A 24325-nucleotide genomic window follows, 5' to 3' on the forward strand; every position below is an offset into this window, starting at 1 on the left:
GGCGCGCCCGCTCCCACAGGTACAGCGCTGTACCTGTGGGAGCGGGCATGCCCGCGAAGCAGGCGACTCAATACCCGACTGTAAACCGCTGCCGCGAATGCGCTGGCTTTTCCAGCTCGTCGAGCATGGCAATCGCATAGTCGGCAAAGGTGATCCAGCTTTTGCCATCCGCACCGATCAGCAGATGATCCTTGCCTACTTTGTAGCGCCCGCTGCGCTCACCTTCAACAAACTCCGCCGACGGCGAGAGGAAGGTCCAGTCAAGGTTTGGCTCGCCCTCCAATGTCTCCAGAAAACGCACCCCGGCAGTGGCTTCGGCCTTGTAGGCTTCCGGGAAATCCGGGCTGTCGATCACCCGGTCCCCCGACGGCAGCAACAAGCTGCCGGCCCCGCCCACCACCAACAGGCGCTTGACCCCGGCCCGCTTGACCGGTTCGATGATCGCCTGCGGCTCGATGGTCGAGAAATGCGCCGCGCTCAACACGGCGTCCACACCCGTTACCGCCGCTTGCAGGGCCGCACTGTCCCTGGCATCCAGCGCCTTGACGGTCACCCCTTCACGCCCCTGCAGTGGCGAAGGGTCGCGGGCGATGGCCAGCACACTGTGGCCACGGCGCAGGGCTTCTTCCAGCAACTGGCTGCCAGCGCGGCCAGTGGCACCGATGATTGCGATCTTGCTCATGGGAACACTCTCCATCAATTGAAAGGAATTACCACTTCATCTCGCCCTTGGCGACCTTGGCCCCGAGCTCCAGCGAGCTTTCATCGGCCAGGCCCGGGTAACGCTGCTTCATGGCCTCGATCAGCGCGTTGGCGTCTTTCGCCTTGGCGGTTTCAGCATCGAACCCCCGAATGTAGTCTGCAGTGAAACGAACAGCTTTCAGTGAACGGCTGCTGTCTCCCAGGTAGTGCCCAGGGATGACCGTGCGTGGCCCCAGCGCTTCGATGTGCGCCAAGGTGCCAAGCCAGTCGGCGTGGGACTTGGCCGATTGAGTATCGGCCATCCACACATGAATGTTCTCGGCCACCAAAACGCCACCCACTACCGCCTTGATTGACGGGATCCACACGAAGCTGCGGTCTGGCTGCGGGCCGTCCAGGCCAACCACGTCGAGCGCTTGCCCTTCCAGTGTCAGGCGCTGGCCTTCGAGCACCTGCGGCACCACCAGTCGCGCCGGTTTGTCTGCCCCCATCTGCGGCCCCCAGTACGCCAGCTTAGCATCCATGGTCTGGCGAATATGCGCAACCGTGGCGGCAGAGGCCAGCACCTTCGCGTCGGGGAAGGCCTGGGTCAGGGTGTCCAGGCCAAAGTAATAGTCCGGGTCGCCGTGACTGATGTAGATGGTGGTCAGGTGTTTGCCGCCAGCCTGCAGGCGCTGCACCAGTTGCTGGGCCTGGGCCTTGCCGAACTGGGCATCGACCAGCACGGCATCGTGCTCGCCACTGACAATCACCGAGCTGACCGGGAAAATGGCCGCGTGCCCGGGGTTGTAGACGTCCAGTTGCAACGGTTCGGCAGCCAGCGCCGGGCCGGCCAGGGTCACGCAGGCCAGTAGCAGGCCACGCAGGGAAGTGAACAGGGACATGGGCAAGGCCTTCAGTTGAACGATGCCCAACAGCTTAGTTGCCCGATCCGTCGCAAAAAATGCGATGCTCGAACATAGTTTGTTTCTAAAACCGGGCAAATCATGGACCGTCTCAACGCCATGCGCGTTTTCGTCACCGTCGTCGACCTGGGCAGCCAGTCAGCAGCGGCAGACCACCTGCAGCTATCTCGCCCCGTAGTGTCGCGTTACCTGGCAGAGCTGGAGGACTGGGTTGGCGCGCGGCTCATGCAGCGCACCACTCGCAAACTCAGCCTCACCGCAGCCGGCCAGGAAACCCTGCCCCGCTGCCGGCAACTGCTGGAACTGGCCGGCGACCTGCAGGCCGCAGTGCAGCAGCCGGATGACGCGCCAAAAGGCGCGCTGCGCATCAGCGTCAGCACCTCGTTCGGCCAGGCGCAGCTGGTGGACGCGGTGGCTGCCTATGTGCGGCGCTATCCTGGGGTGAAGGTGGAACTGCAAATGCTCGATCGCACCGTCAACCTGGTGGATGAACGCATCGACCTGGCCATCCGCACCAGCAACGAGCTGGACCCCAACCTGATCGCCCGGCGCCTGAGCGTGTGCCGCTCGGTGGTGTGCGCGTCCCCGGCCTACCTGAGCGAGCACGGCGTACCGCAACGGGTCGAGGACCTGAGCCGGCACAACTGCCTGACCCATGCCTATTTCGGCCATAGCCTTTGGCATTTCGAGGTAGCCGGCCAGCCAGTAGCCGTGCCGGTCGCGGGAAACATCAGCGCCAACGAAGCGATGACATTGCAGAAGGCGGCACTGGCCGGCGCGGGCATCGCCATGCTGCCGAGCTACCAAACCGCCGACGCCCTGCGCAGGGGCGAACTGGTGCGCCTGCTGCCCGAAGCGCAGCCGCGTACCCTTAACCTGAATGCGGTTTATACGTCGCGCAAGCACATGCCGGCGACCTTGCGCAGCATGCTGGATTTCCTGGTGCAGCGGTTCAAGGACGAGCCGGAGTGGGATCGGGATCTGTAACGCGGAATTTGGCCTAAGCTGGAAGGTATCACCTATTGCTGTAACAGGAGGTGAGTAGCATGGGCATCAAATCCAGAAGAGTCGCCCTTGTCATGGCCATGACGGCCGTCGCAGGGCTTTATGGTTCTGCTTGCTGGCGCGCCGAGCTGCTACGCAGCCAGCCCAGCGCCGCAGCCAGCTGCGAGCAGGCACATTGCGTGCCTCACACTGCAACCTTGAGCGCCGTCCGTTGAGCTGACGGCGCCCTGCCGGTCACTCTTCGACGCTCATGTATTCCTTGGCCCAGCGGATGTAATCCTCGGGCTGGGTGTAGGTGTGCGAGAGTTCGGTGGCGCTCAGGTTTTCCGACTTGTTCTGCTTGCCACGCTGCAAGCGCAGGCAATCGTATGTGGCCTTGATCGCAGCGAAGTAGGCGCCATGGCCGTCGACTGCGATACGCACACCCAGGCGCGCCAGGCGTTCATCGTCATGCAGGTTGGGGTTGCCATAGGTGACCAGCATCAGCGGCACCGTCAGGTGCTCGGCAATCTGCTCGAGCTGCTCGAAGTCCTTCACGCCCACCATGCAGATGCCATCGGCACCGGCCTTCTGGTAGCTCTGGGTGCGCACGATGATTTCTTCGGTGGTGAGCACGCCAGCGTTGGTGCGGGCGATGATCGACAACGACGAATCGACCCGTGCCTCCAGCGCCGCACGAATCTTGCCAACGCCTTCCTCGACCGGGATCAGGTCGGTGGACTTGCGCCCGAACTGGGCAGGCAGCAGGGTGTCCTCGATGGTCAGCCCGGCCACGCCGGCGCGCTCCAGTTCGATCACCGTGCGCATCACGTTCAGCGCGTTGCCGTAGCCGTGGTCGGCATCAGCCAGCACGGGCAATTGCGCTACGCGGCCAATACGGGTGGCCTGCTCGACGAATTCGCTGAGGGTAATCAGGGCGAAGTCCGGCGCGGCCAGTACCTGCAACGAAGCGACAGAACCACCCAGGATGCCGACCTCGAAGCCCAGGTCTGCGGCAATGCGTGCCGACATCGGGTCGAACACCGATGCCGTGTGGTAACAGGAACCTGAAGCGAGCAGTTCGCGGAAGGCAAAACGCAGATCTTGATGGGAAGCCTTGGGCATGATCACTCCGCAAAAAAGTTGAAATTTGAACGGTAACTACCGACCCCTGTAATCGGGTCTACCTGACCTGTTCCAACCGTCGCCATCTGGGCGGTCATGCTCGACATGCAGGCAGAGGAATAAAAGGTGTGGGAGACAGCGGGCTGAAAAACCTGCGGCATATTGTTGCACCAAGCTGGTGCAAGCCCCGGATTTCAGCCCCTGTGGCATACCAACGATATCACGCAGCCATGCTGCACTGGATGAATGCGCCAATGCCGATTCGGCATAGGCGATGCAGATAGTACATAGGAAGCTACCTAACTCAGGTTACAATTCGACTTGCCCGCGAAGAGGCCGCCACAGACAAACAAGGTATTCCCGTGACCGCCGCCCTGCCCCCCACCAAACTGCGCAACGTGCTGACCGCCCTGATGCTGGCGATCTTCCTCGGCGCACTGGACCAGACCATCGTCGCCGTTTCGCTGCCCGCGATCTCGGCTCAGTTCAACGATGTCGGCCTGCTGGCGTGGGTCATCTCCGGCTACATGGTGGCCATGACCGTGGCCGTGCCGATTTACGGCAAGCTGGGTGACCTCTACGGGCGGCGGCGGATGATCCTGACCGGCATCAGCCTGTTCACCCTGGCCTCGATCGCCTGCGCCCTGGCCCAGGACATGCAGCAACTGGTGCTGGCCCGGGTACTGCAGGGCATTGGCGCGGGCGGCATGGTCTCGGTCAGCCAGGCAATCATCGGCGACTTCGTGCCCCCGCGTGAACGCGGCCGCTACCAGGGCTATTTCAGCAGCATGTATGCAGTGGCCAGTGTCGCCGGGCCGGTGCTGGGGGGATGGTTGACCGAGTACCTGTCATGGCGCTGGGTGTTCTGGATCAATCTGCCGCTGGGGCTGGTTGCCTTGTGGGCGATCCACCGAGCCCTGTGCGGCATGCCCGCGCAGCGCCGCGAGGCACAGGTGGACTACCTCGGCGCCGTGCTGCTGATCCTCGGCCTGGGCAGCTTGTTACTGGGCATCACCCTGGTCGGCCAGGGCCACGCCTGGGTTGACCCGGCAGTAGTGGCCCTGTTCGCCTGCGCCGTGCTGGGCCTGGCGCTGTTCGTCGTTCATGAGCGCCGCTGCCCGGAGCCGCTGCTGCCCTTGGGCCTGTTCGGCAACCGGGTGGCGGTGCTGTGCTGGGGCGTGATCTTTTTCGCCAGCTTCCAGTCGATTTCGCTGACCATGCTCATGCCGTTGCGCTACCAGGGCATCACCGGCGCCGGTGCCGACAGCGCCGCCCTGCACCTGCTGCCACTGGCGATGGGGCTGCCCCTGGGCGCCTTCACCGGCGGGCGCATGACCAGCCGGACCGGGCGCTACAAGCCGCAGATCCTCGCCGGGGCGCTGCTGATGCCCGTGGCCATTTTTGCCATGGCGTTGACCCCGCCACAGTCTGGGTGGCTCAGCGCAGTGTTCATGCTGCTGACCGGCATTGCCTGCGGGTTGCAGTTCCCGACATCGCTGGTGGGCACGCAAAGCGCGGTGGACAGCAAGGACATCGGGGTGGCCACCAGCACCACCAACCTGTTCCGTTCGCTGGGCGGGGCCATGGGCGTGGCCTGCATGTCCAGCCTGCTGCTGGCGCTGCTGCACCAGGGCGGGTTTGAAATGCTGGGGAATCCATTGCTGGGGAGCCTGAAGGCCGGGGAGGTGGACCTGGTGACGCAAGGCCGGTTGACGGAGACGTTCCGGCATTTGCTGATGGGCAGTGCGCTGGTTGCGGTGCTGGGGGTTTTTGCGGCACTTGCGCTGCCCGACCGGCAATTACGCGGCCGCTGAAGGGTGCGCTGTTCCCGTGCTTCGTTCAGGGCACCCCGGAAGTATTAATCCTCTCTTAATACAAACGGGAAACACTCCCTCACAATCCTTAACAAAGTGTCATTTGCGCAGGGCCGGGCTCAAGCGCAGCATATCCAGCCCGGTGTCGACCCATTTTTCGACATCGCCCGCCAGATCGACACTGTCAGGCAGCAACAGCCAGCGCCCGATCAGGCCATCGACATAGGCAAACATCGCCACCGCTGCGCGCTCGACATCCAGCGCGTCAGGCAACTGGCCCCGGCGAACGGCATTGGCCAACGCCAGGGCAATGCCCTTGTGGCAATCCAGTACCGCGCCCTGGCGCTGCTGGCGGATTTCACACATGTCATCGGTGAACTCGCACTTGTGATGCAGAATTTCATTGATACGCCGGGTTCGGGCATCGAGCACCAACTCGTTGAACACTTGCAGCAGCAGCTTGCGCATGCAGCCAAGCGGGTCGACTTCGTCCTCGCTTTCACTCGCCCGCGCCAAGTGGTCATGAGTTTCGTGCAGGCTGTCGAGCAGCGCCTGCACCAACTCTGCCTTGTTGTTGAAGTGCCAGTAGATCGCCCCGCGCGTCACACCCGCCAGCTCGGCGATGTCGGCCAGGGTGGTTCGCGCAACCCCGCGCTTGTAGAAGGCCTTTTCCGCCGCCTCGATGATCTGGGCGCGGGTTTCCTGGGCTTCTTCTTTGGTTCGACGGACCATGGCAGTACAACCTCATCTGGCCCGAACGCGCGGCGCGTGCGGGGGACGCTCCGGGGGCACCTCTGCAGGGAGCCTCGCGGATGAGCTAATCAAGAGCTGTGGCAGTACCTGAGTACAACCCAGCGGTATTTACAAACAACCATGAATGTAAGTATATTCCTTAGCAAGCTATTTATCCACCGGATAGCAATTTTTCCAGATCAAGATCTCTTCCATTACTCTTGAGCGTCTCCCTGCTCCAGCGACCCGAGGATCCTCATGCAATTCAAGCCAGCCGTTACCGCTCTGGTTTCCGCCGTCGCCCTGGCAACCCTGCTCAGTGGCTGTAAGAAAGAAGAAGCAGCGCCAGCGGCGCAGGCTCCTCAGGTCGGCGTGGTTACCCTTCAGCCGCAAGCCTTCACCCTGACCTCGGAATTGCCGGGGCGTACCACTGCCTACCGGGTCGCCGAAGTGCGCCCGCAGGTCAACGGCATCATCCTCAAGCGCCTGTTCAAGGAAGGCAGTGAGGTGAAGGAAGGCCAGCAGCTGTACCAGATCGACCCTGCCGTGTACGAAGCCAACCTGGGCAACGCCCAGGCCAACCTGCAGGCTACCCGCTCGCTGGCCGAGCGCTACAAGCAGCTGATTGACGAACAGGCCGTATCCAAACAGGAATACGACGACGCCAATGCCAAACGATTGCAGGCCGAGGCCTCGCTGAAAAGCGCACAGATCGACCTGCGCTACACCAAGGTCCTGGCGCCGATCAGCGGCCGTATCGGCCGTTCTTCGTTCACCGAAGGTGCACTGGTGAGCAACGGTCAGGCTGACGCCATGGCCACTATCCAGCAGCTCGACCCGATCTACGTCGACGTTACCCAGTCCACCGCCGAGCTGCTCAAGCTGCGCCGTGACCTGGAAAGCGGCCAGCTGCAGAAGGCCGGCGACAACGCCGCCTCGGTTCAGTTGGTGCTGGAAGACGGCAGCCTGCTCAAGCAGGAAGGCCGCCTGGAATTCTCCGAAGTTGCGGTCGACGAGACCACCGGCTCGGTCACCCTGCGCGCCCTGTTCCCCAACCCCGATCACACCCTGCTGCCAGGCATGTTCGTGCATGCGCGGCTGAAGGCCGGGGTCAACGCCAACGCCATCCTGGCACCGCAACAGGGCGTGACGCGCGACCTCAAAGGCGCACCAACCGCCCTGGTGGTCAACCAGGAGAACAAGGTCGAACTGCGCCAGCTCAAGGCCAGCCGTACCCTGGGCAGCGACTGGCTGATCGAGGAAGGCCTCAACCCAGGCGACCGCCTGATCACCGAAGGGCTGCAGTACGTGCGCCCGGGCGTCGAGGTCAAGGTCAGCGAAGCCACCAACGTCAAGAAGCCGGGCAGCCCTGATCAGGCCAACGCGGCGAAAGCAGACGCCAAAGCGGAGTAAACCATGTCGAAGTTCTTTATCGATCGCCCGATCTTCGCCTGGGTGATCGCCTTGGTGATCATGCTGGTCGGCGCCTTGTCGATCCTGAAGCTGCCTATCAACCAGTACCCCAGCATCGCGCCGCCGGCCATCGCCATCGCCGTGACCTACCCGGGCGCTTCGGCGCAAACCGTGCAGGACACCGTGGTGCAGGTGATCGAGCAGCAGCTCAACGGTATCGACAACCTGCGTTATGTGTCGTCGGAAAGCAACTCCGACGGCAGCATGACCATTACTGCCACCTTCGAACAGGGCACCAACCCCGACACCGCCCAGGTCCAGGTACAGAACAAGCTGAACCTGGCCACCCCATTGCTGCCGCAGGAAGTGCAGCAGCAAGGTATCCGCGTTACCAAGGCAGTGAAAAACTTCCTGCTGGTGATCGGCCTGGTGTCCGAAGACGGCAGCATGACCAAGGACGACCTGGCCAACTACATCGTCTCCAACATGCAGGACCCGATCTCGCGTACTGCGGGTGTGGGTGACTTCCAGGTGTTTGGTGCGCAGTACGCCATGCGTATCTGGCTCGATCCGGCCAAGCTGAACAAGTTCCAGCTGACCCCGGTCGACGTCAAGACCGCCGTGGCCGCGCAGAACGTGCAGGTTTCGTCCGGCCAGCTCGGCGGCCTGCCAGCCCTGCCTGGCACCCAGCTGAACGCAACCATCATCGGCAAGACCCGCCTGCAAACCGCCGAGCAGTTCGAGAAGATCCTGCTCAAGGTCAACAAGGATGGCTCCCAGGTACGACTGGGTGACGTCGCGCAAGTGGGCCTGGGCGGTGAAAACTACGCGGTCAGCGCCCAGTTCAACGGCAAGCCGGCTTCCGGCCTGGCCGTAAAACTGGCTACCGGCGCCAACGCGCTGGACACTGCCAAGGCACTGCGCGAGACCATCAAAAGCCTCGAACCGTTCTTCCCGCCTGGCGTGAAAGCGGTATTCCCGTACGACACCACCCCGGTGGTCACCGAGTCGATCAGCGGTGTGATCCACACCCTGATCGAAGCCGTGGTCCTGGTGTTCCTGGTGATGTACCTGTTCCTGCAGAACTTCCGCGCCACCATCATCACCACCATGACCGTACCGGTGGTGTTGCTGGGTACGTTCGGCATCCTTGCCGCCGCAGGCTTCAGTATCAACACCCTGACCATGTTCGCCATGGTCCTGGCCATCGGCTTGCTGGTGGACGACGCCATCGTCGTGGTGGAGAACGTCGAACGGGTCATGTCCGAGGAAGGGTTACCGCCCAAGGAGGCGACCAAACGTTCGATGGAACAGATCCAGGGCGCCCTGGTGGGTATTGCCCTGGTACTGTCGGCGGTACTGCTGCCCATGGCGTTCTTCGGTGGTTCCACAGGTGTGATCTACCGGCAGTTCTCCATCACCATCGTGTCGGCCATGGGCCTCTCGGTGCTGGTAGCGCTTATCTTCACCCCGGCACTGTGCGCCACCATGCTCAAGCCGCTGAAGAAAGGTGAGCACCACACTGCCAAAGGCGGGTTCTTTGGCTGGTTCAACCGCAACTTCGACCGCAGCGTAAACGGCTACGAGCGCAGCGTGGGCACTATCCTGCGCAACAAGGTACCGTTCCTGCTCGGCTACGCGCTGATCGTGGTCGGCATGATCTGGCTGTTCGCCCGCATCCCTACTGCCTTCCTCCCGGAAGAAGACCAGGGCGTGCTGTTTGCCCAGGTACAGACCCCGGCCGGCTCCAGTGCCGAACGTACGCAGGTTGTGGTTGACCAGATGCGTGAGTACCTGTTGAAGGAAGAGGCCGACACCGTGGCATCGGTGTTCACTGTCAACGGTTTCAACTTCGCCGGCCGCGGCCAGAGCTCGGGCATGGCGTTCATCATGCTCAAGCCGTGGGGCGAGCGCTCCAAGGAGAACAGTGTGTTCGCCCTGGCCGAACGTGCCCAGCAGCACTTCTTCACCTTCCGCGACGCGATGGTGTTCGCCTTCGCGCCGCCTGCGGTACTCGAACTGGGTAACGCCACCGGCTTCGACGTGTTCCTTCAGGACCGCGGCGGTGTCGGCCATGCCAAGCTCATGGAAGCGCGCAACCAGTTCCTGGCAAAGGCCGCACAAAGCAAGGTGCTCAGCGCCGTGCGCCCGAACGGCCTGAACGATGAGCCGCAGTACCAGCTGACTATCGATGACGAACGTGCAAGCGCCCTGGGCGTGACCATTGCCGACATCAATAACACCCTGTCGATTGCACTGGGTGCCAGCTATGTCAACGACTTCATCGACCGTGGCCGAGTCAAGAAGGTGTACATCCAGGGCGAACCAAACGCGCGGATGAGCCCGGAAGACCTGCAGAAGTGGTACGTGCGCAACGGTGCAGGCGAAATGGTCCCGTTCTCGTCGTTCGCCAAAGGCGAGTGGACGTACGGTTCGCCCAAGCTGTCCCGTTACAACGGCGTCGAGGCAATGGAAATCCTGGGTGCTCCGGCCCCGGGCTACAGCACCGGTGATGCCATGGCCGAGGTGGAACGCATCGCGGGCGAGTTGCCGGACGGTATCGGCTTCTCCTGGACCGGCATGTCTTACGAGGAAAAACTCTCCGGCTCGCAAATGCCGGCACTGTTCGCCCTCTCTGTGCTGTTCGTGTTCCTGTGCCTGGCTGCACTGTATGAAAGCTGGTCGATCCCGATCGCCGTCGTGCTGGTAGTACCGCTGGGTATCATCGGTGCACTGATCGCCACCAGCCTGCGCGGGCTGTCCAACGACACGTACTTCCTGGTCGGCCTGTTGACCACCATCGGCCTGGCGGCGAAAAACGCCATTCTGATCGTCGAGTTCGCCAAGGAACTGCACGAGCAGGGCCGCAGCCTGTACGACGCAGCAATCGAGGCGTGCCGCATGCGTCTGCGCCCGATCATCATGACCTCGCTGGCGTTCATCCTCGGCGTGGTACCGTTGACCATCGCCAGCGGCGCCGGCGCCGGCAGCCAGCACGCCATCGGTACAGGTGTGATCGGCGGCATGATCAGTGCGACCGTGCTGGCTATCTTCTGGGTACCACTGTTCTTCGTCGCAGTGTCGTCGCTGTTCGGCAGCAAAGAGCCGGAAAAAGACGCCACCCCTGAAACTCCACGTTATGAGGCTGGGCAATGACCAAGTCTTTGTTGTCCCTGGCGGTAACCGCTTTCATTCTTGGCGGCTGCTCGCTGATCCCTGACTACCAGACCCCGGAAGCGCCGGTGGCAGCGCAGTGGCCGCAAGGCCCTGCGTACTCGCCGACGCAATCGGCAGACGTTGCTGCCGCCGAACAGGGCTGGCGCCAGTTCTTCCACGACCCGGCACTGCAACAGCTGATCCAGACTTCGCTGGTCAACAACCGCGACCTGCGCGTCGCGGCGCTGAACCTCGACGCTTACCGCGCGCAGTACCGCATCCAGCGTGCCGACCTGTTCCCGGCGGTTTCGGCCACCGGCAGCGGCAGCCGCCAGCGCGTACCGGCGAACATGTCGCAAACCGGCGAATCTGGCATCACCAGCCAGTACTCGGCCACCTTGGGTGTCAGCGCTTATGAGCTGGACCTGTTCGGCCGTGTGCGCAGCCTGACCGAGCAGGCGCTGGAAACCTACCTGTCCAGCGAGCAGGCGCGTCGCTCCACGCAAATCGCCCTGGTGGCCAGCGTGGCCAACGCCTACTACACCTGGCAGGCCGACCAGGCCCTGTTCAAGCTGACCGAAGAAACGCTGAAGACCTACGAGCAAAGCTACAACCTCACCCGTCGCAGCAATGAAGTCGGCGTGGCTTCTGCCCTTGACGTCAGCCAGGCGCGCACCGCCGTGGAAGGCGCCCGGGTCAAGTACTCGCAGTACCAGCGCCTGGTCGCCCAGGACGTCAACAGCCTGACCGTGCTGCTGGGCACCGGCGTTCCTGCCAACCTGGCGAAGCCGCTGGAGCTCAACGCCGACCAGCTGGCCGAAGTGCCGGCCGGCCTGCCGTCGGACATCCTCCAGCGTCGCCCGGACATCCAGGAAGCCGAGCACCTGCTCAAGGCCGCCAACGCCAACATTGGCGCGGCCCGCGCAGCGTTCTTCCCGAGCATCAGCCTGACCGCCAACGCTGGCAGCCTGAGCCCCGACATGGGTCACCTGTTTGCGGGTGGCCAAGGCACCTGGCTGTTCCAGCCGCAGATCAACTTGCCGATCTTCAACGCCGGCAGCCTGAAGGCCAGCCTGGACTACTCGAAGATCCAGAAGGACATCAACGTCGCCAAGTACGAAAAAACCATCCAGACCGCCTTCCAGGAAGTCTCCGATGGCCTGGCGGCGCGCAAAACCTTCGAAGAGCAGCTGCAGGCCCAGCGCGACCTGGTGCAGGCGAACCAGGATTACTACCGCCTGGCTGAGCGCCGCTACCGCATCGGGATCGACAGCAACCTGACCTTCCTCGACGCCCAGCGCAACCTGTTCAGCGCCCAGCAGTCGCTGATTACCGACCGCCTTTCGCAGCTGACCAGCGAGGTCAACCTGTACAAGGCGCTCGGCGGGGGCTGGTATGAGCAGACCGGGCAGGCCAACCAGCAGGCATCGGTGCAAGCACCGAAAGGCTGATTGAGTTTGTAGCAGCATCGAGCCCACCTCTACGGTGGGCTTTTTGTTTTTACCGGGCGCTGTTGTTGCTCCGAACGCTCGACCTGCTGGAGCAGCGTTGTGCTGCGAAGAGCCTGTCAAAGCAAAACAATTAACCAACTGGAACATTCCGTTCGATTATCGCCCCGTTCCGTTTGCGGCGAATTGCCTCACCCCCGCACTACCCCGCAACATCCGCTTACGCAACGTTGCCCAAGTTCATCAAAAAAAAGACCCGCACCTGCAGGCTTGATCCAGCAGTGCACCGGCTCGCCCCATAAAAACAAGAGATCCACGACAGATGAGCACTTTGCAACCCGCACGCCAGCTGCTGCCCGGCCTGTTGGCCATGTCCTGCGCCCTCCCCGTGTTCGCCGCCAACGAAGGTGGTTTCATGGAAGACGCCAAGGCCACCCTCAACCTGCGCAACTTCTATATCAATCGCAATTTCGTCGACCCGGCCAACCCGCAGGGCAAGGCCGAAGAATGGACGCAAAGCTTCATTCTTGACGCCCGCTCCGGCTTCACCCAAGGCACCGTCGGTTTCGGGGTGGACGTGCTGGGCCTGTACTCGGTCAAGCTCGACGGCGGCAAAGGCACCACCAACACACACCTGCTGCCCGTGCATGACGACGGCCGCCCGGCCGATGACTTCGGCCGCCTGGGTGTGGCACTGAAAGCAAAGTTGTCCGAAACCGAGCTGAAAGTCGGTGAATGGATGCCGGTACTGCCCATCCTGCGCTCGGACGACGGCCGCTCGCTGCCGCAAACCTTCCGCGGTGGCCAGTTGACCTCCAAGGAAATTGCCGGCCTGACGCTGTACGCCGGGCAGTTCCGCGGTAACAGCCCGCGCAACGACGCCAGCATGGAAGACATGTCGATGAACGGCAAAGGCGCGTTCACCTCCGATCGTTTCAACTTCGGCGGTGGCGAGTACACCTTCAACGACAAGCGCACCATGATCGGCCTGTGGGATGCCCAGCTCAAGGACATCTACCGCCAGCAATACCTCAACCTGACGCACAGCCAGCCGCTGGGCGACTGGACCCTGGGCGCCAACCTGGGCTACTTCATCGGCAAGGAAGACGGCGCAGAGCGCGCCGGCAAGCTGGATAACCGCACCGCCTCGGCCATGCTTTCGGCACGTTACCAGGGCCACACCTTCTACGTCGGCCTGCAAAAGGTCAGCGGCGACGACGCCTGGATGCGGGTCAACGGTACCAGCGGCGGCACCCTGGCCAACGACAGCTACAACTCCAGCTTCGACAATGCCAAGGAGCGTTCCTGGCAAGTGCGCCATGACTTCAACTTCGCTACCGTTGGCGTGCCTGGGCTGACCCTGATGAACCGCTATATCAAGGGTGAAAACGTTACCGTGGGCAGCGTGGATGATGGCAAGGAATGGGCTCGCGAGACCGAACTGGCCTATGTGGTGCAGTCGGGGAGCTTGAAGGACCTGTCGGTGAAATGGCGCAACTCCACCATGCGCCGGGACTTCAGCACCAACGCCTTTGATGAGAACCGGCTGATCGTGAGTTACCCGCTGAATCTCCTTTGAATGCTTCGCGGGCACGCCCGCTCCCACAGGGATTGCACCAGCCTTGAATTCTGCGCCCTACCTGTGGGAGCGGGCATGCCCGCGAAGAGGCCAGAAGCCCTTGAAAATAACCAAAAGAAATAACCAAATCCATAAACCTTCTTGGACGACATAAGCTGTAACAGCTTGAATAGGGCCCTGATTCCCGCCCCAGAGCCGTGACATGGACCTCCGCCAGCTGCGCTACTTCATCGCCCTCACCGAATACCGCAGTTTTGTCCGTGCCGCCGAGGCCATGGGCATCACCCAACCCGCCTTCAGCCGCGCCATCCAGGGCCTGGAACACACGTTTGGCTGCCCGCTGGTGGACCGCGCCAGCAAAGCCCTGCTGCCAACCCCCGAGGGCCTGGTGGTACTGCAGCACGCCCGCCGCCTGGTGCAGGGTGCCGCGCAACTGAGCAACGAAGTACTGCAAATGACCAAGCTCGACGCCGGCGAGCTGCATTTCGGCAGTGGCCCGGCGCTGGCCGTGCGCCTGGTCCCCGACGCCTTGCGCCATTTCATCGAACGCCACCCGGGCATCCGCACCTCGCTGCTGGTAGACAATGCCGAACGCCTGGGGCAGGCCCTGCGCCGTGAACAGATCGAGTTTTTTGTCGACGATATCCGACCGTTCGAAGCCGACCCCAATTTCCACACCGAGCCCCTGTCGCCACGGCCCGGCCTGTTCTTCTGCCGGCCTGGCCACCCGTTGCTGGCCAAGGACAGCCTGTCGACCAACGACCTGTTCAGCTACCCGCTGGCCAGCGCCCTGCTCGCCCCCGGCGTGCGCAAGCGCCTGGCCAACCTGAGCGGGCGCAGCGACTTCATCCCGCACCTGCAGACCGAGCACCTGGCGATACTGCGCAGCGTGGTGCAGGCCAGCGACGCCATTGGCACAGCCAGCGAGGAGGCCGTGGCCGAAGACCTGGCCGCCGGCACACTGGTGCGCCTGCACTGGCGCAACCTGCCGCCGGCACTGGAGGTACTGAGCGTGCGCTGCGGCGTGGTCAGCCGTAGCGGTTACCGGTTGTCGCCGGCGGCGCGGGCGATGATCGAGACCCTGGTGGGGCTGGATACGCCAGTGCGGGCTGCTGCCATTCGCTGAGCTGATGATAGTGGTGGCTGCGGGCTATCCTGAGCTATATGGGTTGCCAGTACCGGCCCTTTCGCGGGTGAACCCGCTCCCACAGGGTTTCGTGGATCCCAGTGGGAGCGGGTTCACCCGCGAAAGGGCCGGTAATGGCAATACACCTAGACCGGGCACACCAGGGAGGCACAACAATGAAAACCCTCGTCGACCACCTGAGCCAATACGCCAGCTACCACCGCGACCCACGCAACATCGCCACCCACTTCGTCGGCATCCCGCTTATCGTGCTGGCAGTCACCATTCTGCTGTCACGCCCAGGCTGGGAAATAGCTGGCATGTGGCTGTCCCCTGCCCTGCTGGCAGCGGCGGCTTCGGTGTGGTTCTACCTGCGCCTGGACCTGCGCTTCGGCCTGGTGATGGGGTTGTTGCTGGGCCTGTGCCTGTGGGTCGGCCAGGTGCTGGCCGTACAGACAACAACGCTGTGGCTCAGCGCCGGGCTGGCGGCATTCGTGGTGGGCTGGATCATCCAGTTCGTCGGCCATTACTACGAAGGCCGCAAACCTGCATTTGTCGACGATGTCAGCGGCCTGATAATCGGGCCGCTGTTCGTGGTGGCAGAAGCAGCGTTCATGCTGGGCCTGTGCCCGGCCCTGAAACAGGCCGTAGAAAACAACGCAGGCCCTGTAGCCATGCGTCAGAAGAACACGGTCATGTAAACATTGCATGGCCCTGTCGCCGGCATTGCATCAGGCCGCAGGGCAGCGCAATCCCTGTGGGAGCTGGCTTGCCGGCGATAGGGCCAGTGCTGGCCTTACTGCTGTCGAGACTCTACACCCAGCTCATCCCACACCGACTCAGCCAAGTGGAACGTGGCATTGGCCGCCGGGATGCCGCAATAGATTGCGCTCTGCATCAGCACTTCTTTGATCTCTTCACGGGTCACGCCATTGTTGGCTGCGGCGCGCAGGTGCAGTTTCAGTTCATCATTGCGGTTCATGCCGATCAGCATGGCGATGGTGATCAGGCTGCGGGTATGGCGCGGCAGGCCAGGGCGGGTCCAGATATCACCCCAGGCGTGGCGGGTGATCATCTCCTGGAACTCGCCGTTGAAGTCATTGAGCTTTTCCAGGCTGCGGTCCACGTGGGCATCGCCAAGTACCGCACGGCGCACTTGCATGCCCGCGTCGTAACGTTGTTTCTCATCCATGGCGTGGTCCTCAGTGAGCCAGCAGGAAGTCGAGCACGCGGCGGCTGAACGCCTCACCGATTTCGACGTTGGACAGGTGCGCTGCCGGGAAGTCGACGTACTCGGCACCTTTGATACCGGCCTGCATGAAGCGGCCATGTTCAGGGGTGGTGACCACGTCTTCGGTGCCAGCAACGATCAGCGCCGGCACCTGGATGCGGCCCAGTTGCTCACGGTAATCGGCATCACGCACCGCTGCACAGTTGGCGGCATAACCTTGCGGGCTGGTGTGCGCCAGCATCTGGCAAATGCGCTGGGCTTGCTCAGGCTGGGCCTGGACGAAGCCCGGGGTGAACCAGCGGGCGAGAGAGCCATCGCGCAGGTCGACCATGGCCTGCTGGCCACCCTTGAGCACGGTGTCGATACGGGGGTTCCACACCTCGTCACTGGCGATCTTGGCGGCGGTGTTGCACAGGGTCAGGCTGTGCAGGCGGTCACCGGCGTTGATGCCCAGCCACTGGCCGATCAGGCCACCCATCGACAGGCCGACGAAATGCGCTTTCTGGATGTCCAGGCCATCAAGCAGGGCCAGCACGTCACCGCCCAGCTGTTCGATGGTGTAAGGGCCTTCGGTGACCAACGATGCGCCGTGGCCACGGGTGTCGTAGCGCAGCACGCGAAAGTACTGGCTCCACAGCGGAATCTGGGTGTCCCACATGCCCAGGTCGGTGCCCAGCGAGTTGGACAGGACCAGCACCGGGGCGTTTTCCGGGCCATCGATCTGGTAGTTCAAAACGCCATCGGCCAGTTGCAAATGCGCCACAGCAGTCTCCTTCAGGCAGTGAAATGTTGATGTTCGGATACGGCGCGCGCCACCCAGACGCGGGCCTGGCCCAGGTAATGGGCAGGGTCGAGCAGGCGATCAAGTTCTTCGGCAGACAGCTCGGCACTGACCTGCGGGTCATCACCCAGCACCGCACGCAGGTGCCGCTGTTCGGCCACGGCTCGCTGGCAGCATTGCTCCAGCAAGTGGTGGGCACGGTCGCGGCCCAGGCGTTGGGCCAGGACGATACTCACCGCTTCTGCCAGCACCAGCCCTTGGGTCAGGTCGAGGTTACGGCGCATGCGCGCTGCGTCTACTTCAATGCCCTCGGCAATGACCTGGGCCTGGCGCAGCGCGCCGGAGACCAGGCAGCAGATGTCCGGGAGGGTTTCCCATTCGGCATGCCACAGGCCCAGGCTGCGCTCGTGCTCCTGGGGCATGGCGGCGAACAGCGTCGATACCAGCCCCGGCACGCGAGTCGCGGCACCGATCAGCACCGCAGCGCCCACCGGGTTGCGCTTGTGTGGCATGGTCGAAGAGCCGCCCTTGCCTGGTGCAGAAGGCTCGAACACCTCCCCCGCCTCGGTTTGCATCAGCAGGCTGACATCGCGGCCGAACTTGCCCAGGCTGCCGGCCACAAGGCCCAACACCGAGGCAAACTCCACCAGGCGATCACGCTGGGTGTGCCAAGGTTGCTCGGGCAGGCTCAGCTTCAGTTGCTCGGCCAGGGCCTCGGCCACCGGCATCGCCTTGCTGCCCAGAGCGGCCAGGCTGCCCGAGGCGCCGCCGAACTGCAGCACCAACAGGCGCGGGCGCAGCTCTTGCAGGCGCTGACGGTGGCGGGTCAATGCCCCCAGCACGCCAGCCAGTTTCATGCCCAGGGTCACCGGGGTAGCGTGTTGCAGCCAGGTGCGGCCCACCATTGGCGTATCGGCGTGCTTCAATGCCTGCTGCGACAGGGTATCGGCCAGTTTGCCCAGGTCCGCTTCGATCAGGTCGAGGGCATCGCGCAACTGCAACACCAGACCGGTGTCCATCGCGTCCTGGCTGGTGGCGCCCAAGTGCACATAGCGCTCGGCCTCGGGCACGCCACTGGCAATCACCTTGCCCAACGCCTTCACCAGCGGGATTGCCGAGTTGCCAGCGGTTGCGATGGCATTGGCCAGCGCCCCCACGTCATAGCGCTCGGCCTTGCATGCCGCCTCGATGGCGGCCACGGCGCTGTGCGGGACCAGCCCCGCAGCAGCTTCGGCACGGGCCAGCGCGGCTTCGAAATCGAGCATGCCCTGCAAGCGGCCACGGTCGGAGAAAATCTCGCGCATGGCCGGCGCGGTGAAGTAGGCGTCGAACAGTTGGTTGGTCATGCCACGTCCTTAGTCATCGTGGTGCAGGTACGCGGCCTGCTTCGGCAGGCGCAGGCTGAACAGGAAGGCAATCGCCATCATGGCCGTCACGTACCAGTAGAAAGTGTTTTCCATGCCCAGGGTCTTCAGGCCCAGGGCCACGTACTCGGCGGAGCCGCCAAATGCCGCGTTGGCCACTGCGTAGGCAAGGCCTACACCCAGCGCACGTACTTGCGGCGGGAACATCTCGGCCTTCACCAGGCCGCTGATCGAGGTGTAGAAACTGACAATACACAACGCCAGGCTGATCAGCACGAAGGCCATGAACGGACTGGTGACCGTTTTCAGCGCCATCAGCAGCGGCACGGTGCACAAGGTCCCGAGCGCGCCAAACAGCAGCATCGAATTACGTCGGCCGATGCGGTCGGACAGCATGCCGAAGAACGGCTGCACCACCATGAACAGGAACAGCGCGCCGGTCATCACGTAGCTGGCGTTTTTCGCCGTCATACCCGCGGTGTTGACCAGGTACTTCTGCATGTAGGTGGTGAAGGTATAGAAGATCAGCGAGCCGCCGGCGGTGTAGCCAAGCACGGTGATGAAGGCCGCCGCATGGTTGCGGAACAGGCCCTTGATGGTGCCTGCATCTTTGTCGTTGCGGGTTTCCGCGCTGCTGGTCTCGTGCAGCGAGCGGCGCAACATCAACGAGATCAGCGCGGCGATGGCCCCTACCACGAATGGAATACGCCAGCCCCAGGCACGCAGCTCATCTTCAGTCAGCAACTGTTGCAGGATCACCACCACCAGCACGGCCAGCAACTGGCCGCCAATCAGGGTGACGTACTGGAACGAGGCAAAGAAGCCACGCTGCCCACGCAGGGCCACTTCACTCATGTAGGTGGCGGTGGTGCCGTATTCGCCACCCACCGACAGGCCCTGGATCAGGCGGGCCAGCAACAGCAGTGCGGGGGCCCAGGTGCCGATGCTACCGTAGGTGGGCAAGCAGGCGATCATCAGGGAGCCGAAGCACATCATCAGCACCGAGATCATCAGGGAATTCTTGCGACCATGGCGGTCTGCGAGGCGGCCGAAGATCCAGCCACCGATGGGGCGCATCAAAAATCCTGCGGCGAACACACCGGCCGTGTTCAACAGCTGCACCGTAGGGTCGTCGGAGGGGAAGAAGGCCGGGGCGAAGTAGATTGCGCAGAAGGCGTAGACGTAGAAGTCGAACCATTCCACCAGGTTGCCTGAGGAGGCACCGACGATAGCGAAGATGCGCTTGCTGCGTTCTTCGCCGGTGTAATAGGTTGAGGTCATGACGGTTTTACTCCTGGAGGGTCCTAGGTAAGTCTAGACATACCTGGTAACACACTCGTTCCGCTATCTGGCTGGCAATTGGCCCTACGTCTGACAGGTCCGGCCTCTTCGCGGGTAAACCCGCTCCCACAGGGGTTGCGTGGATCCCTGTGGGAGCGGGTTCACCCGCGAAGAGGCCGGTAAGGTCACACCCGCTCGATGGCCAGCGCCAGACCTTGGCCGACACCCACGCACATGGTTGCCAGGCCCTTGCGCCCGCCACTTTTCTCCAGCTGATGCAGCGCAGTCAGCACCAGGCGCGCACCGCTCATGCCCAGCGGATGGCCCAGGGCGATTGCACCGCCATTCGGGTTCACCTGCGGCGCATCGTCGGCCACACCCAGCTCACGCAGTACCGCCAGCCCTTGGCTGGCAAAGGCTTCGTTGAGCTCGATCACATCAAAATCACTCATCGCCACACCCAGGCGCTCGGTCAGCTTGCGCACTGCCGGTACCGGGCCGATGCCCATCACCCGTGGTGCAACACCGCCGCTGGCCATGCCCAGTACCCGGGCACGCGGGGTCAGGCCGTGTTTCTTCACCGCTTCCGCCGACGCCAGGATCAGCGCCGCAGCACCGTCATTCACGCCCGAGGCGTTGCCGGCGGTGACAGTCTTGTCCAGGCCGTTGACCGGCTTGAGCTTGGTCAGCGCCTCCAGCGTGGTTTCCGGGCGCAGGTGCTCGTCACGCTCGACGATGGTTTCGCCCTTCTTGTGGGCAATGCGCACCGGCACGATTTCTTCGGCGAAGAAGCCGGCAGCCTGGGCGGCTGCAGCCTTCTGCTGGCTGCGCAGGGCGAAAGCGTCCTGGTCAGCGCGCGAAACCTGGTAGTCGTCGGCCACGTTGTCGGCAGTTTCCGGCATGGAGTCCACACCGTACTGGCTCTTCATCAGCGGGTTGATGAAGCGCCAGCCGATGGTGGTGTCTTCCAGCTTCATGTTGCGCGAATAGCCGCTTTCAGCCTTGCCCATGACGAACGGTGCGCGCGACATCGACTCGACGCCGCCGGCAATCGCCAGCTCCATTTCGCCGCTGGCGATGGCGCGGAAGGCAGTGCCGATGGCATCCATGCCCGACGCGCACAGGCGGTTCAGGGTGACGCCCGGGATGCTCTCCGGCAGGCCGGCCAGCAGCAGCGCCATGCGCGCCACGTTGCGGTTGTCTTCACCGGCCTGGTTGGCGCAGCCGAAGAACACTTCATCAACCTGGTCCCACTGCACCGCAGGGTTGCGCTCGATCAGCGCTTTCAGCGGCACGGCAGCCAGGTCGTCGGCACGCACACCCGCCAGGGCGCCGCCGAAGCGGCCGATGGGGGTGCGGATGGCGTCACAGATAAATACGTCGCGCATTAGGCTTCTCCTGCCACTGGCCATGGGCCGCGGCGGTACGTGTGGAGGCTACTGGTCAGGGTGCTTCGATGAGCTCAGATTAAGGAGAGTGGCGGTAGGGTTACAATCCGATAATCGACTATTCGTGCGGTTATCGAACCATTTGTTGCGCTGCTACTTATCTGGATGCCGGGCCTGCTGAGCAGCCTTATCGCGACACAAGGCCGCCTCCCCCTGCGGGAGCAGCCTTGTGCTGCGAATGGTCCTCAAAGCGGCCCTCGCTCCTCAGGTCGCGTCGGCGTGGCTGACCAGCCCTTTCACGATCACACCTACGGTCGCCAGCGCCGCAGGCACCAGCAACGCGGTCAGCACCTGCTCGAAGTTCCACCCCAGCCCCAGCAGCGTCGCGCCGCTCCAGGCCCCGAGAATCGCACCGAAGCGGCCGATACCCAGCATCCACGATACACCCGTGGCACGGCCCTGGGTCGGGTAGAAGCGCGCCGCCAGCGACGGCATCGCCGACTGCGCACCGTTCACGCACATACCCGCAATCAGCACCAGGGTGGCCAACACGGTGATGTTGCCCAGGCTCTGCCCTACCGCGTAGGCGAACACCCCGGCCAGCAGGTAGAAAATGCCGATTACCTTGTGCGGGTTGTAGCGGTCCATGGCCCAACCCACACCCACCGCACTCAGCACGCCGCCGAACTGGAACAGCGCACCGATGAACGCGGCCTGCTCCATGCTCGCACCGCTGTCACGCATCAAGGTTGGCAGCCAGCTGGTCAGGAGGTAGACGATTACCAGGCCCATGAAGTAGGTCAGCCACAGCAGCATGGTGCCCAGGCCATAAGTGCCGGAGAAAATCACCGCAAACACGCTGCGCGCGGCCACGGCCTTTTGCTCTGGCACGCTGAAGCTGCCCGCCTCGGCCACCACCTGTGGCGCAATGGGCGACAGGGTCTTGCGGATCTTGTCGGTACCACGATTGCGCACCACCAGGAACCGCGCCGACTCCGGCAACCACACCATCAATACCAGCGCCAGCAGCAGTGGCAGCACGCCGCCGATCACCAGCAGGCTGTGCCAGCCATAGGCCGGGATCATCTTGGCGGAGATGAAGCCACCACCGGCCATGCCCAGGTTGAAGCCGCAGAACATGCTGGTCACCAGCAGCGACTTGAGGCGTTCGGGGGTGTATTCGGACAGCAGCGTGGTGGCATTGGGCATGCCGGCACCCAGGCCCAGGCCAGTCAGGAAGCGCAGCACCAGCAACTGGTCGACGTTGGTGGCATAGGCCGAGGCCAGGCTGAAACCGCCAAACACCAGCACCGCGCCCACCAGCACACCTTTGCGGCCGAAGCGGTCAGCCAACGGCCCGGAGCCCAAGGCACCGAACACCATGCCGATCAATGCGGCGCTCATCACCGGGCCGAGGCTGGCCCGGTCGATGCCCCACTCCTGCGACAGCGCCGGGGCGATGAAGCCCATGGCGGCCGTGTCCAGGCCGTCGAGGAAGACGATCAGAAAGCACAGCAACACGACCCGCCACTGGTAGCGGGACAGCGGCTGCTGATTGATGAACGACTGGACGTCGAGGCTTTTGCCGACGCTGTTTTGTGCTTGGTTCATTGTTGTTATCCAGAATGTAGGGCACAGCCAGACCACTGCACACGGGCAACCGGTACAGGGGACGATGATTGGGGAATATGGCCTGCGTCAGCCTGGATACAACGGTACTGCGTGCGGGTGCGGCCGCAGCAATAAGTGGACAGTATTCATGGTAAGTGCCTCTTGTATTTTTTGTTCGGTCGGCTTGGCCGACCGTTGCGAGAGACATTAATCAGCGGGCGGCGGTGGCGCAATTCGCCCGGAGCGACACTGTGCGTTTATCGCACAAGAAACCGTTTTGCCTGTTCTAAATGTGAAAGGGGGCCGCTTTGCGCCCCATTCGCCGGCAAGCCAGCTCCCACAGGTATTGCGTATTCGCAGCTTTCACAGTTTCCGTGGGAGTTCGGCTTGCCGACGATTGGGCCGCTTGGCGGCCCCTGCAATCTCAGCCAAACAACTGATGGCAAAGGTCCCGGCTGGCCGCCAGCAGGATCGGCAGGAAGCGCTGTTCCAGCTCGCTACGCGTCACCCGCCCCACATGGGTGCTCACGTTCAGCGCCGCCAACACCTGCCCCGACGCGTCGTAGATCGGCACGGCAATCGAACGCAGCCCCTGCTCCAGCTCCTGGTCCACCACGCACCAGCCCTGGGCGCGCACCTGCTGGATGCAGGCGAACAGTGACTCAGGGTCATGCAGCGTACGGCTGGTGCGCGCTTTCAGGTCGGCACGCTCCAGGTATTCACGCAGGCTGGTGTCGTCCATCGCCGCCAGCAGGATGCGCCCCATCGATGTGCAATAGGCCGGCAGGCGCCCGCCAACGGACAGGTCGACCGATATCAGCCGTTCCACCGTGGCCGAACGGGCTATATAAAGAATGTCGTCGCCTTCGAGTGTGGCCATGTTGGCCGCTTCGTGCAGTTGATCACTGATACGGTCCAGATAAGGCTGGGCAGAAATCGCCAGCGGCGTCGACGACAGGTAGGCATGCCCCAACGTCAATACTTTGGGCAACAGCGAATAGGTACGCCCGTCAGAGGTGGCGTAACCCAGCTTGATCAGCGTGTGCAGGCAACGGCGCACCGCTGCGCGAGGGATTTCGGTGCGGTGGCTGATCTGGGCGATGGTCAGGTGACGCTTGCGCTCCTGAAAGGCCTGGATCACGGCCAGGCCACGTGCCAGGGAGGTCATGAAGTCGGGATCACCCGTAAACGCCTGGATGCGCTTGGCCGGAGAAGCCACGATCGGCGGCGCCATGGCGGCCGAAGCGGGTCGCGCCGGCTCTGGATTGACCGGATCGTTGACCAGGGTTTCGTCACTCATCGCACACCTCAAAAAAAACGCCCGTTCGTGCGATTATCGAACAAACGGCCGATAATCGCAATTGACCGCTGACACTTTTGCTTATACCTTTCTCCTGCCACTTGTGGCTTCTTTGGAGAGACTGGTCAGGTACCCACCGTAGAAGTCCCCAGGCAACGGCCTCGCCTTTTGGCGAGGCCGTTTTTCATTCGGGCCTCGCCCCGGCGTTGCATCGAACTTTTATCCGCCATGCCTTTCAAACTTGTACGAAACGTCCAAACTGTTTGCCGACACCTGCCACTACTTGCGTCAGATGCTGTCAGGGCTGGTAAATAACGATGTTCGGCGAATTATCGGTTGCTATAATCGATTGCGCAGGCCCCGACGCTAGCGTAGTAATGGAACC

General features: G+C 63.0%; 19 protein-coding genes. 8 read left to right on the top strand and 11 right to left on the bottom strand.

Features of this window, described 5'->3' with window-relative positions; all coding sequences use genetic code 11:
- Positions 1–67: 67 nt before the first annotated feature.
- Together WF331_RS07685 and WF331_RS07690 are read right to left on the bottom strand one after the other, a co-directional pair.
- Positions 68–682: an NAD(P)-dependent oxidoreductase gene (locus WF331_RS07685; RefSeq protein WP_016498136.1), complete on the bottom strand. Its 615-nt coding sequence runs from the start codon at positions 680–682 to the stop codon at positions 68–70.
- A 28-nt stretch (positions 683–710) separates the two neighbouring features.
- A complete protein-coding gene (locus WF331_RS07690; RefSeq protein WP_241799600.1) occupies positions 711–1586 on the bottom strand; it encodes an MBL fold metallo-hydrolase in 876 nt (291 codons plus the stop codon).
- A gap of 102 nt (positions 1587–1688) precedes the next feature.
- On the opposite strand from WF331_RS07690, the gene WF331_RS07695 reads away from it, so the two are divergent.
- The gene (locus WF331_RS07695) at positions 1689–2594 is read left to right on the top strand and encodes a LysR family transcriptional regulator (RefSeq protein WP_016498134.1); all 906 of its coding nucleotides are present in this window, start codon (positions 1689–1691) and stop codon (positions 2592–2594) included.
- Between the two features lie 252 nt (positions 2595–2846).
- Here WF331_RS07695 and WF331_RS07700 read toward each other — a convergent pair whose 3' ends face one another.
- Positions 2847–3716, bottom strand: a complete 870-nt coding sequence (locus WF331_RS07700) for an isocitrate lyase/PEP mutase family protein (RefSeq protein ID WP_016498133.1) — start codon at positions 3714–3716, stop codon at positions 2847–2849.
- Positions 3717–4078: 362 nt separating this feature from the next.
- Here WF331_RS07700 and WF331_RS07705 point away from each other — a divergent pair, with 362 nt between their 5' ends.
- Positions 4079–5530: an MDR family MFS transporter gene (locus WF331_RS07705; protein WP_284360601.1), complete on the top strand. Its 1452-nt coding sequence runs from the start codon at positions 4079–4081 to the stop codon at positions 5528–5530.
- Between the two features lie 99 nt (positions 5531–5629).
- On the opposite strand, the gene ttgR is transcribed toward WF331_RS07705, so the two are convergent.
- Complete coding sequence (gene ttgR / locus WF331_RS07710) at positions 5630–6262, bottom strand: efflux transport transcriptional regulator TtgR (RefSeq protein WP_016498131.1); 633 nt, start codon at positions 6260–6262, stop codon at positions 5630–5632.
- Between the two features lie 258 nt (positions 6263–6520).
- On the opposite strand from ttgR, the gene ttgA reads away from it, so the two are divergent.
- The 6 genes from ttgA (at position 6521) to WF331_RS07740 (ending at position 15685) form a co-directional block, all read left to right on the top strand.
- Entirely contained in the window at positions 6521–7675 is a 1155-nt protein-coding gene (gene ttgA / locus WF331_RS07715; protein ID WP_016498130.1) for a toluene efflux RND transporter periplasmic adaptor subunit TtgA, read from the top strand.
- Between the two features lie 3 nt (positions 7676–7678).
- A complete protein-coding gene (ttgB, locus tag WF331_RS07720) occupies positions 7679–10831 on the top strand; it encodes a multidrug efflux RND transporter permease subunit TtgB (RefSeq protein WP_016498129.1) in 3153 nt (1050 codons plus the stop codon).
- A complete protein-coding gene (locus WF331_RS07725; RefSeq protein WP_016498128.1) occupies positions 10828–12282 on the top strand; it encodes an AdeC/AdeK/OprM family multidrug efflux complex outer membrane factor in 1455 nt (484 codons plus the stop codon). The genes ttgB and WF331_RS07725 overlap by 4 nt, the downstream gene beginning before the upstream one ends.
- Positions 12283–12601: 319 nt before the next feature.
- Positions 12602–13858, top strand: coding sequence for an OprD family porin (locus tag WF331_RS07730; protein ID WP_016498127.1), 1257 nt, complete (start codon positions 12602–12604; stop codon positions 13856–13858).
- Positions 13859–14060: 202 nt separating this feature from the next.
- Positions 14061–14984, top strand: coding sequence for a LysR family transcriptional regulator (locus tag WF331_RS07735; RefSeq protein WP_016498126.1), 924 nt, complete (start codon positions 14061–14063; stop codon positions 14982–14984).
- Between the two features lie 176 nt (positions 14985–15160).
- Complete coding sequence (locus WF331_RS07740) at positions 15161–15685, top strand: Mpo1 family 2-hydroxy fatty acid dioxygenase (RefSeq protein WP_174370241.1); 525 nt, start codon at positions 15161–15163, stop codon at positions 15683–15685.
- A gap of 95 nt (positions 15686–15780) precedes the next feature.
- On the opposite strand, the gene pcaC is transcribed toward WF331_RS07740, so the two are convergent.
- The 7 genes from pcaC to pcaR form a co-directional block, all read right to left on the bottom strand.
- Positions 15781–16176 carry a 4-carboxymuconolactone decarboxylase gene (gene pcaC / locus WF331_RS07745; protein WP_016498124.1) on the bottom strand — a complete coding sequence of 132 codons (396 nt, stop codon included), beginning with the start codon at positions 16174–16176 and terminating at the stop codon, positions 15781–15783.
- Positions 16177–16186: 10 nt separating this feature from the next.
- On the bottom strand, positions 16187–16978 hold the full coding sequence (gene pcaD / locus WF331_RS07750) for a 3-oxoadipate enol-lactonase (protein ID WP_016498123.1): 792 nt from the start codon (positions 16976–16978) through the stop codon (positions 16187–16189).
- 11 nt (positions 16979–16989) lie between these two features.
- Positions 16990–18342: a 3-carboxy-cis,cis-muconate cycloisomerase gene (locus WF331_RS07755; RefSeq protein ID WP_016498122.1), complete on the bottom strand. Its 1353-nt coding sequence runs from the start codon at positions 18340–18342 to the stop codon at positions 16990–16992.
- A gap of 9 nt (positions 18343–18351) precedes the next feature.
- A complete protein-coding gene (locus tag WF331_RS07760) occupies positions 18352–19641 on the bottom strand; it encodes an MFS family transporter (RefSeq protein ID WP_016498121.1) in 1290 nt (429 codons plus the stop codon).
- A 185-nt stretch (positions 19642–19826) separates the two neighbouring features.
- On the bottom strand, positions 19827–21029 hold the full coding sequence (pcaF, locus tag WF331_RS07765; protein ID WP_284360591.1) for a 3-oxoadipyl-CoA thiolase: 1203 nt from the start codon (positions 21027–21029) through the stop codon (positions 19827–19829).
- A 264-nt stretch (positions 21030–21293) separates the two neighbouring features.
- Positions 21294–22640 carry an MFS transporter gene (locus tag WF331_RS07770; RefSeq protein ID WP_016498119.1) on the bottom strand — a complete coding sequence of 449 codons (1347 nt, stop codon included), beginning with the start codon at positions 22638–22640 and terminating at the stop codon, positions 21294–21296.
- A gap of 424 nt (positions 22641–23064) precedes the next feature.
- Complete coding sequence (pcaR, locus tag WF331_RS07775; RefSeq protein ID WP_033732052.1) at positions 23065–23874, bottom strand: pca regulon transcriptional regulator PcaR; 810 nt, start codon at positions 23872–23874, stop codon at positions 23065–23067.
- Positions 23875–24325 lie beyond the last annotated feature (451 nt).

Source organism: Pseudomonas sp. YNh, assembly GCF_037993085.1.
Classification (GTDB): Bacteria; Pseudomonadota; Gammaproteobacteria; order Pseudomonadales; family Pseudomonadaceae; genus Aquipseudomonas; species Aquipseudomonas putida.